Origin of the sequence: Streptomyces sp. NPDC046985 (genome assembly GCF_040644415.1) — a bacterium.
Taxonomy (GTDB): domain Bacteria; phylum Actinomycetota; class Actinomycetes; order Streptomycetales; family Streptomycetaceae; genus Streptomyces.
The window spans coordinates 300378-312516 of the sequence record NZ_JBEYWK010000002.1 but is presented as its reverse complement, the minus strand read 5'-3'; the positions used below and the strand labels follow the sequence as shown (position 1 = coordinate 312516).

The 12139-nt window shown below is 71.2% G+C and carries 10 protein-coding genes; 3 read left to right on the top strand and 7 right to left on the bottom strand.

Annotated features, from left to right (window positions below; genetic code table 11):
* The first annotated feature begins 198 nt into the window (after nucleotides 1–198).
* Entirely contained in the window at nucleotides 199–885 is a 687-nt protein-coding gene (locus ABZ861_RS03955) for a maleylpyruvate isomerase family mycothiol-dependent enzyme (protein WP_361623201.1), read from the top strand.
* Between the two features lie 46 nt (nucleotides 886–931).
* Nucleotides 932–1588, top strand: a complete 657-nt coding sequence (locus ABZ861_RS03950) for an MBL fold metallo-hydrolase (protein WP_361623198.1) — start codon at nucleotides 932–934, stop codon at nucleotides 1586–1588.
* Nucleotides 1589–1832: 244 nt separating this feature from the next.
* Here ABZ861_RS03950 and aroQ read toward each other — a convergent pair whose 3' ends face one another.
* From aroQ to ABZ861_RS03915, 7 genes are all read right to left on the bottom strand, one after another.
* The gene (gene aroQ, locus ABZ861_RS03945) at nucleotides 1833–2306 is read right to left on the bottom strand and encodes a type II 3-dehydroquinate dehydratase (RefSeq protein ID WP_361623195.1); all 474 of its coding nucleotides are present in this window, start codon (nucleotides 2304–2306) and stop codon (nucleotides 1833–1835) included.
* 156 nt (nucleotides 2307–2462) lie between these two features.
* Nucleotides 2463–3563 carry an ionic transporter y4hA gene (locus ABZ861_RS03940; RefSeq protein ID WP_361623193.1) on the bottom strand — a complete coding sequence of 367 codons (1101 nt, stop codon included), beginning with the start codon at nucleotides 3561–3563 and terminating at the stop codon, nucleotides 2463–2465.
* Nucleotides 3564–3713: 150 nt separating this feature from the next.
* Nucleotides 3714–4733: a TerC family protein gene (locus ABZ861_RS03935; protein ID WP_361623190.1), complete on the bottom strand. Its 1020-nt coding sequence runs from the start codon at nucleotides 4731–4733 to the stop codon at nucleotides 3714–3716.
* Nucleotides 4734–4997: 264 nt separating this feature from the next.
* A complete protein-coding gene (locus ABZ861_RS03930; RefSeq protein ID WP_361623187.1) occupies nucleotides 4998–7073 on the bottom strand; it encodes a TerD family protein in 2076 nt (691 codons plus the stop codon).
* Nucleotides 7074–7142: 69 nt separating this feature from the next.
* Nucleotides 7143–7721, bottom strand: a complete 579-nt coding sequence (locus tag ABZ861_RS03925) for a TerD family protein (protein ID WP_361623184.1) — start codon at nucleotides 7719–7721, stop codon at nucleotides 7143–7145.
* Nucleotides 7722–7895: 174 nt separating this feature from the next.
* Nucleotides 7896–10031 (bottom strand): excinuclease ABC subunit UvrB, encoded by a 2136-nt coding sequence (gene uvrB, locus ABZ861_RS03920; protein ID WP_361623181.1) that lies wholly within the window; start codon nucleotides 10029–10031, stop codon nucleotides 7896–7898.
* 40 nt (nucleotides 10032–10071) lie between these two features.
* Nucleotides 10072–10935, bottom strand: a complete 864-nt coding sequence (locus tag ABZ861_RS03915) for an MHYT domain-containing protein (protein WP_361623178.1) — start codon at nucleotides 10933–10935, stop codon at nucleotides 10072–10074.
* Nucleotides 10936–11210: 275 nt separating this feature from the next.
* On the opposite strand from ABZ861_RS03915, the gene ABZ861_RS03910 reads away from it, so the two are divergent.
* The gene (locus ABZ861_RS03910) at nucleotides 11211–12083 is read left to right on the top strand and encodes a glycerophosphodiester phosphodiesterase family protein (protein ID WP_361623175.1); all 873 of its coding nucleotides are present in this window, start codon (nucleotides 11211–11213) and stop codon (nucleotides 12081–12083) included.
* Nucleotides 12084–12139: the final 56 nt, after the last annotated feature.

Sequence of the window (12139 nt, the reverse complement as noted above, 5' to 3'; positions counted from 1 at the left end):
CGGGGCCCCCGTGCTTCTTCAGCCTAGGGGGAGCCACTGACAACGCCGGACGGGATTGGCAGATCCGCCCGGTTGGTGAACAATCCCCGGCTCTCCAGCATGCCCGACGCCGCGGCCGAGCGTATAGCACGTACATTCGATTCCCGGTCTCGGCCGCCGGTCTTCACCCGAAGGAGTGGGGCGGCTAGGGTCGGGGCCATGATGGATCATGTGCGTGACCTGGTGTCTGTACAGGACGGCACCGAGCGACTGCTGCGCGCGGTCGCCGCTCTGGACGACGACGCTGTGACCGACGCGTCACGTCTGCCCGGCTGGACCCGCGGCCATGTCCTCACCCACCTCTCCCGCAACGCGGACGCGCTCGTCAACGTTCTCCAGGGGCGCCCCATGTACGCCTCCGCCGAGGCCCGGGACGCGGACATCGAGAGCGGCGCCCCGCGCCCGCTCGACGTCCAGGCCGACGACCTGCGCGCCAGCGCAAGCCGGTTCCGGGAGGCCGCGGCGGCGCCGGCGGACTGGGCGCGCACCGTAGAGCTGCGCAACGGGATCACCGACTCCGCCTCCCGGTTGCCCTTCCGGCGCTGGGTGGAGATCGAGCTGCACCACGTCGACCTCGGCGTCGGCTACGAGCTGGAGGACGTCCCGGCCGAGTTCGTCGAGCGGGAGACCGACTTCCTCGCGGAGCGCTTCCGCGGCCACTCCGACGTGCCCGCGACCCGGCTGACCGACGGCACGCGCGCGTGGAGCACGGGGCAGGAGGCGGACACGCCGGTCGTCACCGTCTCCGGGGCCCCGGCGGACCTGCTCGGCTGGCTCACCGGGCGCCGCGACGGGGCCGCGCTCAAGGCCGAGGGCGGCCCGCTTCCGGCGCTCCCCCCGCTGTAGCGCTGCGGACCGCCCTCCGGCGGTCCGCGGCGCTAGGCTGACGGCCATGACGTACAGCGGAGAGGTGACGGTCGGCGGCCCGGCGGACGTGCACGAGCTGAAAGACCTGATGATCACCAAGATCGCGGTCGGCCCGATGGACAACAACGCTTACCTGCTGCGCTGCCGGACCACCGACGAGCAACTTTTGATCGACGCCGCGAACGACGCGCACACGCTCCTCGGCATGATCGGCGACGACGGGATCGCCTCCGTCGTGACCACCCACCGGCATGCCGACCACTGGCAGGCGCTGGCCGAGGTGGCGGCGGCCACGCGCGCGCGTACCTACGCGGGCCGCGACGACGCCGAGGGCATCCCGGTGCCGACCGACGTCCCGGTCGACGACGGCGACACCGTCCGCGTGGGGCGGGTCCAGCTCACCGTGCGCCACCTCGTCGGCCACACGCCGGGCTCCATCGCCCTGGTCTACGACGACCCGCACGGGCATCCGCACGTGTTCACCGGGGACTGCCTCTTCCCCGGGGGCGTGGGCAACACCCAGAAGGACGCGAAAGCGTTCGCCCGGCTGATCCACGACGTGGAGACGAAGATCTTCGACACGCTGCCCGACGAGACCTGGGTCTACCCCGGACACGGAAACGACACCACGCTCGGCGCCGAGCGCCCCCACCTGCCGGAGTGGCACGCGCGCGGGTGGTGAGCGGGTGGTGAATGGAGGCGCATGCGCACCCGTGCACCCCACGTGACACACCCCGTGTGAATTCTCCGCACGCGCGAACGGTCCGCACACGCTTCTCCCGCGACCGCTCGGGGAGTCGACTGGTGGCCGGCCCCGCGCAGGACGACGGCTCCTGCGCGGCACGGGCCGCCGGTCTCGTTCCCCCACTCCCGACCGGCGGCCCAGGCCGCCGCAGCGGTGCCCCGTGCGCTCCGCGGGAGTCCGCCTATGCGTCCGTGCGTCCGGCGGCGGCCAGCGCCGCCACCCGCTCGACCGCGAACGCGTAGCCCTGCACCCCGCAGCCGGCGATGACTCCGTCGGCGCGCTGGGAGACGTAGGAGTGGTGCCGGAAGGGCTCACGCTGATGGATGTTGGAGATGTGCACCTCCATCACAGGCAGTCCGTCGCAGGCGTTGAGCGCGTCCAGGAGAGCCACGGAGGTGTGCGAGTAGGCGGCAGGATTGATCACGATGCCGCAGTGGCGCAGTCGTGCCTCCTGGATCCAGTCGACCAACTCGCCCTCGTGGTTGGACTGCCGGAAGTCCACGGTCCCGCCGTGCGCGGCCGCCGCCTCCACACACAGGGCCTCGACGTCCGCGAGCGTGTCCGAGCCGTAGATCTTCGGCTGCCGCTGCCCGAGCAGGTTCAGGGTGGGGCCGTTGAGGATCATGATCGGGGCGTTGGCCAGGGTGCGGGGCACGGTTCCTCCGGTCCGTTCGGTCACGGCCGTCCGCTGACGCCCGCTGCTGTCCCTCGGTGTATCACAGCCCTTCGGAAGCCCTTGCCCAGCCCGGGGCCCGGGGCTCGGCGGGCTCGGGCACGGCGCCCGGCGCGTGCGAGCCCTGGGACTGTCTCATCAGGGGTTGAGCGCCAGTTCCAGGTAGGCCGCGAGGATCACCAGGTGGACGCCGCCCTGGAGCGGTGTCGCCCGGCCTGGCACCACGGTCAGGGAGGCGACGACCACCGTGAGCAGGAGCAGCAGCATATGGGTCGCGCCGAGGCCCAGCACGAGCGGCCCGGAGAGCCAGACGGAGGCCAGCGCGACGGCCGGGACGGTCAGGCCGATGCTGGCCATCGCGGAGCCGAGGGCGAGGTTGAGGCTGGTCTGCACTCTGTCGCGCCGGGCGGAGCGCAGCGCGGCGATGGTCTCGGGCAGCAGCACCAGCAACGCGATGATCACACCGACGACGGCCTGGTTCAGCCCGGCCGCGGCGACCCCGGATTCGATGGTCGGCGACACGCTTTTCGCCAGTCCGACCACGCCGACGAGCGCCAGGGCGAGCAGAGCGAGGCTGGCCCAGGCCGCCCGAGCGGAGGGCCGCTCCGCGTGGCGGTCTGTGGCGATCACCTCGCCCTGCCGCGTGATCGGCAGGAAGTAGTCCCGGTGCCGCACGGTCTGAGTGGCCACGAACAGGCCGTAGAGGATCAGCGAGGACAGCGCGGCGAAGGTCAGTTGGACGGAGGAGAACTGCGGCCCCGGCTTGCTGGTGGTGAACGTCGGAAGCACCAGGCTGAGGGTCGCCAGCGTCGCCACCGTGGCGAGGGCGGCGCCGGCCCCCTCGGCGTTGAAGACGGCCGTGCCGTGGCGGAGCGAGCCGACGAGGAGACTGAGCCCGACCACGCCGTTGCACGTGATCATCACCGCCGCGAACACCGTGTCCCTGGCCAGCGTCGCGCTCTTGTCGCCGCCGTCCGCCATGAGGGTGACGATGAGGGCGACCTCGATGACGGTCACGGCGATGGCGAGGACCAGGGAGCCGAATGGTTCACCGACACGATGAGCCACCACCTCCGCGTGGTGCACGGCGGCCAGGACCGAGCCGGCGAGCACGACGGTCACCAGGACGACGACCGCGACGGGCAGGCCGCGTCCCCAGGTGAGGACCAGGAGAACGATCGCGAGCACCGGCACGGCGCTCGTCCACGCCCCGGTGAGCGCCCTGAGCCGCGTGATCATGCTGCGATCGTCGCAGAGGCCCACCGCGTCCGCACTCCGATCGGCGTGCGGGGCGGCGGTTCCCGCCCCGCCAGGGCGCTCAGAGCCGTGCGCGTCCGCCGGACGGCGTCGGGCTCTCCCCTGGCGGTCGGGCATGGGCTGTCCTTCCGGTCACGGTCGTCCAGCGGTGCGCGCCCTCCGGTCTCGGCCGCCCCGCTGTGCGCGCCCCTCCTCGTCTTGGTCCTGTCGGTCCTGGTTCCGAGTGGCGAGCAGGCTCGTGACCGTGGTGACGACGAGGACCGCGCAGATCACGCCGAGGGAGACGGGGATGCTGATCTCCGGGACGTGCACGCCGGACTCGTGCAGCGCGTGCAGCACCAGCTTGACGCCGATGAATCCGAGGATCACCGACAGGCCGTACGACAGGTGGACCAGCTTCTTCAGGAGGCCGCCGATCAGGAAGTAGAGCTGCCTCAGCCCCATCAGAGCGAAGGCGTTGGCGGTGAAGACGATGTACGGGTCCTGGGTCAGGCCGAAGATCGCGGGGATGGAGTCGAGGGCGAAGAGCACGTCGGTGGTGCCGATGGCGAGCATCACGACCAGCATCGGCGTCATCACACGCTTGCCGTTGAGCCGGATCCACAGTTTGACGCCGTGGTACCGGTCGGCCACACCAAAGCGGCGCTCGACCGCCTTGAGCAGTTTGTTCTCCTCGTACTCCTCGTCGTGCCCGCCGGACCTGGCCTCCTGGACGAGCTTCCAGGCGGTCCAGATCAGGAACACGCCGAAGAGGTAGAACACCCAGGAGAAGTTGGCGAGGATCGCGGCGCCGGCGGCGATGAACGCGGCCCGCAGGACGAGGGCTATGAGGACGCCGACCAGCAGCACGCGCTGCTGGTACTGAGAGGGCACGGCGAACTTCGCCATGATCAGAACGAAGACGAAGAGGTTGTCGACGCTCAGCGACTTCTCGGTGATGAACCCGGCGAAGAACTCGCCCGCCGGCCGGCCGCCGCCGAAGACGAACAGGCCGAGGCCGAAGAGGCAGGCCAGGACGATCCAGACCGCGGTCCAGACGGCGGCTTCCTTGATCGACACGTCGTGCGGTCTGCGGCCGATGAAGAAGTCGACCGCGATCAGGGCGGCCAGGGCCGCGATGGTGAGGACCCACAGGGTCAGGGAAACGTCCACTGCGCCTCCGGCAGATACGTCACGGGCAGTTGTGTCAGCGTCGCCGCCGGAGGTCTCCTCCGCCCCTGAGCGGGCCGGCGCCCCAGGATCCGGTTCGATCCGTGATGACGGGTGCGCCGCGGTGGACGGGAGTACTCCCCTCCGTGAGAAGACAGTACCTGAATCACCAAGGAAGAGTAAAGAGAAAGGCAAAAGAGCCGCCAAGTATGCTGATCAGACGACTTTACTTACCCTTGATGCAATGAGTGCAGCGGGCGTCGGCCGTCATCCGCGTCCGTCGCGCCGGGCCGCCGCCATCCGGTCGAGCACCTGTCGGAGTACCCCGCTGCCGGATGGCGTCAACGGCGGCCGGTAGGTCCAGGCGTGCCCGACCCAGGGATCGGCGAGATGGTCGTCGGGGACCGGCGTGAGCCGCAGCAGCGAACGCCACAGCGAGTCGAGCAACGGGCCGTAGGCGACGGCTTCCTCACGGTCGGCGACCATCATCAGGTGGACGCCGACGGCCGGTCCCTCGTCCGCCAGGTAGCGCAGCCGGGTCACGGCGCGGTCGTCGAAGCCGTGCGGGAAGTCGTTGACGATCAGCAGCCGCTCGGCGGTGTCCACGCCGGGAGGCAGCGCGTCGGACGCACCGGCGCGCACCGCCATCTGCACCAGGTCGACCCGCTGGGTGAGCCGGGCGAGCACGTCCGCGATCCCGGCGGCGCCGGTCGCGGGCGGCGCGGCGAGGACGCCCGCCTCCACCAGTGGGGCGAGCGCCTGCGCCGCCGACCCCGCCGGGTCGATCACGTCCACGGCGTACTCGCCAGCCGGGTACGCCGCCAGCAGCCGGACGGCGTGCGCCACGGCCGCTTCCCTCGCCAGCCGCCGCAGGTCACCGGCGTCGACGAACGCCCCTTCTGACGCCACCGTGCGTCCGCTGTCGATCCACAGGCCCCGCTCCAGGGGCAGCCGCACCAGCAGGGGGATGCGCAGGGACGGTTCCTCGGGCAGATGGAGGTCACCGAGACGCACGGCCATCGGGATCTGCTCCGACGCCCGGTATGCATGCCAGACCGGGTTGTCCCAGCCCGCGTAAGCAGGCGGCAGGGCGGGCTCGACGACCTCGGACTCGGCGACTAGCTGGGCGACGTCGCGGTCGAAGACCGCTCTGGCTTGGTCGACCAGCCGTTCGCGCCGGTCTCGCGCGGCCTGCCGAGCGGCGTCGCCGTGCCCGCCGATCCGGCTGCGCGGGTCGGCGAGGGCCTGGTCGAGTTCCCGCTCCATCCGGGCGTCGGCGAAGTCGACGGCGCTGCGGTAGGCGGCGGCGGTGCGGGCCAGATCCTCGAACATCCCCTGGATCTGGTGGTAGAGCCGCTCGTCCATGGACCAGCCGGGCGCGTCCCCGGCGACGGGCTGAGGGGGCTCAGCGGGCTGGGCGGGCTCAGCGGGCTGGGCGGCTTGTCCGGGCGGTTCCGGGGACACGGCCGGTGGCGGAGGGTGCGGAGCGGCCGTGCGCCGTCCTGGGTGGACATAGTCGACGGGCCCTCCGACGGACGGCTGCGGCTGCGGCTGTGATGTCAGTTCCGCAGGGGCGCTGGGAGCCGGACCGCGGACCGGGGGCGCGGACTGTCGTCTCGGGTCGACGTCCGGAGCGGCGGCCTGCGGCGGCGCTGGGGCGGGCGCGGCCACGCTGGGGGTCGAGGCGGCGGGCTGCGGAACGGCCTGGTCCGGACCGGTGCCGGACGCGGTGAGCTGGCGGGAGCGGTCGACGTCCGTCGGGCGTGGCGGCGGAACGGCCGCCGCACGGGCCTGGCCGCGGGCCACGGCCTCGTCGACGGCGCTCGCCAGGAGACGGGCTTCGGGCAGCCCCTGGTCGGCGAGCAGTTCGGCGAGGCCGCCGGCGTATCCCTGGCCGACGGCGCGCACCTTCCAGGCGTCCTGCCTCCGGTACAGCTCCAGGGCCACTACGGCCGACTCGGCGTCCAGGCCGGTGAGGGTGTAGCTGACGAGTCCGGCGCCGTCCGCGCCGGTGACGGCGACGAACGGGGCGGCGGTCTCCCCGAACCGGGACGGTCCCTGGCGCCCGCCGGGCAGGACGAGCAGCACGCTGACGCGGTGCACCGCGTCCGGCAGAGCGTCCAGGTCGACGGCGAGCCGGTGATCGGCGGCCGGCTGCCGGGGGACCTCCAGGCCGGGCAGGACAGGAGCGCCGGGGTGGGCCACTCCCTCGGCGCCCCGCACCCTGCCGTGCTCGTCGGCGGTCGTGGCGGCGGCCACGACCGGGGTGCCGGCCGAGACCCGGATGGCGAGGCGCACCTCGGACACCGGGTGGTTCTGCCCCCGCACCAGCTCGGCCGTCATCGCTCTGCCCCCTAATGCCTTAGCCGTCCCCCGGGGTGCGTGACGCGCTGCGTCGCCGCCTGGGGCGTCCTACAGGTGCGGGACGATGGCCGGCATCAAGTCCTGGAAGGTACGGCCGTTGGCCGGAACGCCGAGTGCCGTCATCGTCCAGCCGCTCCCCGCGCGGTGCACCTTCGCCATGATCTGGGCGGTGTAGTCGCCGCCGCCGGCCAGGGTGTAGCGGGCGAGTTCCTGGCCGTTGGTCTCGTCGACCAAGCGGCAGAACGCGTTCTGCACCTCTTGGAAGGTCTGGCCCGAGAAGGAGTTCACGGTGAAGACGATCTTGTCGACGTGCACCGGGACGCGCTGGAGGTCGACCAGGACCGCCTCGTCGTCGCCGCCCTGGCCGGCGCCGCCCACGAGGTTGTCGCCGGTGTGGCGCACCGAGCCGTCGTCACTGACGAGGTGACGGAAGAAGACCACGTCGACCGGCTGCTTGTCGGCGAACAGCACGGCGGAGGCGTCGAGGTCTATCTCCCGCGTGCGCGAGCCGAACAGTCCGCGGCGGGGCGCCGCCTGCCAGCCGAGACCCATGCGCACCGCGGACAGGCTGCCCCCGTCGTTCTTCTGCAGGCTGATGGCCTGACCTTTGGTCATGTTGACGGTCACGGCTTGCTTCCCCTCTCCAGCTACTCCCCGGTCGCCGCTCATCACGCGGTTGATCAGCAGCCTACGCAGAGGCGCCGACCTCCCCGTCCCTCCGGCCGTGCTTTGTGTCGGTCTTGCAACACAGTGCGTACGAGGGCGCCCGCGTCGCTCCCCGCGCGGGCGCCCGACGCGGGGTCAGGCCAGGCCCGCTTCCCGCATCTGCCGCAGTTCCTTCTTCATCTCGGAGACCTCGTCGCGCAGCCGGGCCGCGACCTCGAACTGAAGCTCGGTCGCCGCGGCGCGCATCCGCTCCGTCATCGCTTCGATCTGCTCGGCGAGCTGGGCGGCGGGGCGGTCCGTGGGCACGGTCTCCTTGGACTTGGCCTTGCCCTTGGCGCCCTTGGTCTTCTGGTCGCCCAGCGAGGGCACCGGCGTCTTGGCGCCCTTGCCGTCCTTGCCCTGGCGATAGCCGGTGCCGAGCAGTTGCTCGGTGTCGACGTCCTCCCGGGCGATCTGCGCCACGATGTCGTTGATCTTCTTGCGCAGCGGCTGGGGGTCGATGCCGTTCGCCGTGTTGTAGGCGACCTGCTTCTCCCGGCGGCGGTTGGTCTCCTCGATGGCCCTCTCCATCGCCGGGGTGATCCTGTCGGCGTACATGTGGACCTGGCCGGAGACGTTGCGCGCCGCGCGGCCGATGGTCTGGATGAGCGAGGTGCCCGAGCGCAGGAAGCCCTCCTTGTCGGCGTCCAGGATCGCGACCAGGGACACCTCGGGCAGGTCGAGGCCCTCCCGCAGCAGGTTGATGCCGACCAGCACGTCGTACTCGCCCGAGCGCAGCTCGCGCAGCAGCTCGATACGGCGCAGGGTGTCGACGTCGCTGTGCAGGTAGCGCACCTGGATGCCCAGTTCCAGGAAGTAGTCCGTGAGGTCTTCGGCCATCTTCTTGGTGAGCGTGGTGACCAGGACGCGCTCGTCCTTCTCCACCCGGGCGCGGATCTCGTGGACCAGGTCGTCGATCTGGCCCTCGGTGGGCTTGACGACGACCTCGGGGTCGACGAGGCCGGTGGGACGGATGATCTGCTCGACCTGACCGTCCGAACGCGACAGCTCGTAGGTCCCCGGGGTGGCCGACAGGTACACCGTCTGACCCACCCGCTTCTGGAACTCCTCCCACTTCAGCGGGCGATTGTCCAGGGCGGAGGGCAACCGGAAGCCGTGGTCCACCAGGGTGCGCTTGCGGGAGGCGTCGCCCTCGTACATCGCGCCGATCTGGGGCACCGTCACATGCGACTCGTCGATGACGAGCAGGAAGTCGTCGGGGAAGTAGTCGAGCAGGGTGTTGGGCGCGGTGCCGCGTGCGCGGTCGTCGAAGTGCATCGAGTAGTTCTCCACGCCGGAGCAGGCGCCGATCTGGCGGAGCATCTCGATGTCGTAGGTGGTGCGCATCCGCAGCCGCTGGGCCTCCAGCAGCTTGCTCTGCTTCTCCAGCTCGGCCAGGCGCTCCTTCAGCTCCTCCTCGATGCCCCTGATCGCGCGCTCCATGCGCTCGGGGCCGGCGATGTAGTGCGAGGCCGGGAAGACGTAGAGGTGCCGGTCGTCACTGATGATCTCGCCGGTGAGCGGGTGCAGGGTGGACAGCGCCTCGATCTCGTCGCCGAACATCTCGATGCGGACGGCCAGCTCCTCGTAGACCGGGAAGATCTCGATGGTGTCGCCGCGCACCCGGAAGGTTCCGCGGGTGAATGCCATGTCGTTGCGCGTGTACTGGATGTCGACGAAACGGCGCAGCAGATCGTCGCGGTCGATCTCGTCGCCCACCTTGAGGGGGACCATCCGGTCGACGTATTCCTGCGGCGTGCCGAGGCCGTAGATGCAGGAGACGGAGGCGACCACGACGACGTCGCGGCGGGTGAGCAGCGAGTTGGTCGCGGAGTGGCGCAGCCGCTCGACCTCCTCGTTGATCGAGGAGTCCTTCTCGATGTAGGTGTCCGACTGCGGGACGTAGGCCTCGGGCTGGTAGTAGTCGTAGTACGAGACGAAGTACTCGACGGCGTTGTTCGGCAGCAGCTCGCGGAACTCGTTGGCGAGCTGGGCCGCGAGGGTCTTGTTCGGCGCCATCACCAGCGTCGGACGCTGGAGTTTCTCGATCATCCAGGCGGTGGTGGCCGACTTTCCGGTGCCGGTGGCGCCGAGCAGGACGACGTCCTGCTCGCCTGCCTCGATGCGCCGGGCGAGCTCGGTGATGGCCTGCGGCTGGTCGCCGCTGGGCTGGTAGGGGCTGACGACCTCGAGGGGCGCCACCGTGCGTTCGATCTGGGAAACGGGCCGCATGTCTTCAACCGTACGACCCGCCACTGACAACCGGCTCCGGTCAGCGGCTTCGCACGGCGGGCCGGGCCGGTGACGGCCGCGCGGCGGCCAGCGGGCGGGAGACGGAGGCGGTCGCGGGCTCGGGAGCGGGGACGCCCGGCTTGTGCTCGACCGGCGTCCAGTGGCGCCGGCCCGCGACCATCAGCGGGTCGAGCAGGATCACGGCGCCGGCCAGCACCAGGAAGACGAGCGGGCCGATCAGCAGGGGGACGAGGAGCGAGGCCGGCGACTGCCCGGGGGCGCTCGCGCTGGGCGTGCCGTGCAGGTGCACGGTGAGGGCGGCCATGCCGGTGTAGTGCATGCCGCTGACGGCGAGCCCCATCACCAGGCTCGCGCCGACGCTCCAGAGGAACCCGCGTACCTGCCCCGCCGCCCACAGGGCCGCGGTGGCGGCCGCGACGGCGATGACGACGGACGCGGCGACGGTGAGGGTGTCGTACTGGAACGTCCCGTCGAGCTGCATGCCCGCCATGCCGAGGTAGTGCATGGAGGCCACGCCGAGGCCCGTCACGGTGCCGCCGGTGAACAGCGCCGACCCGGTGGCCCCCTGGTAGCCGACGATGAAGACGCCGACGCCCACCATGACGATGGCGAGGGCCAGACTCGCGAACGTCGTCCGGGCGTCGTAGTGGATCGGCGCCCCGTGCACGGTGAAACCGATCATGGCGACGAAGTGCGTGGTCCAGATGCCGGAGCCGATCGCCGCCGAGCCGAGGGCGAGCCATCCGGGGCGCCAGGAGTGGGCGGCGAGCAGGGCACGCGAGGTGCAGCGCAGTCCCAGGGCGCCGCCGAGGCAGGCCATGACGTAGGCCGCCAACGGGGTGACGAGCCCGTAGCCGAATCCGTCGACCGTGCCGTGGTGCATGCGCGGTTGCCCTTCCCCTGGTTGGTCCCGATCGCGGCGAAGTCGCCCCCGCCCCTGGTCGGCCGCACGGTCAGGGGTGACGCAGAGAGTATGACCGCCGCCGGGGAGGTCGAACGACTTCGCGGCAAAGCCACACGACCTTGACGCAGATGTGCGGCACCGGTGAGCACGCTCGGGTGAAGCAGCCCCGTCGATGACCGTCCCGCACCCGGCTTCACCCTTACTCTGTGCTGTCACTCTCGTACCTGAAGTGACGGACAGTGTGAGGAGCAGGCATGCACGCGCGCGTAGTCGCCGCCACGACCACCGCACTCCTGGGGGCCATGGCGTTGCTGCCCACCTCCGAGGTGCGGGCGGCCGGCGGCAGTGAGCGGCCCCTGGCCATCGCCCACCGGGGCGCCGCCGCCTACGCGCCGGAGAACACCCTCCCGGCCATCGACAAGGCGGCGGCGATGGGCTTCTCCTGGATGGAGAACGACGTGCAGCGCACCGAGGACGGCGAACTCGTCGTCCTGCACGACGACAGCCTGCGCCGGACCACGGACGTCGAGCGGGTGTTCCCCGGACGGGCGCCGTGGAAGGTGAAGGACTTCACCGCCGCGGAGATCGCGCGGCTGGACGCGGGCGGCTGGTACTCCCCCGCGTACGCGGGCACGCGCGTGCCGACGCTGGCCCAGTACATGCGGCGGATCGAGCACAACCACGAGAAGCTGCTGCTGGAGATCAAGAATCCCGGGCTGTATCCCGGCATCGAACGCCAGACCCTGAAGGTGCTGGGCCACGAGGGCTGGCTCGACCCCGCCCACCTGGCGCGGCGGTTGATCGTGCAGAGCTTCAGCGCCGACAGCGTCCGCACCGTGCACACCCTCGCACCCGGCGTCAGGACGGCCCTTCTGGGGCAGCCGGCGATGGCGGACCTGTACCGGTACGCGCGCTTCGCGGATCTGATCAACCCCTCCTACAGCACGCTGTCGCGCGCGTATGTCAGCACCGTCCACGCGCTGGTGGGTCCGCACGGCGCTCCGATGAGGGTGTTCGCCTGGACCGTCGACGACGGGCGCCGGGCGCGGAGCCTCGCGGGTTACGGCGTGGACGGCATCATCTCCGACAGGCCGGACGTGGTGCGCTCGGCCCTGCACGACGCCTGAACGCCTCCGCCCCGCTCGCTTTGCCGGGCGAAAGCACAGGTCAGCGGGCCTGTCAG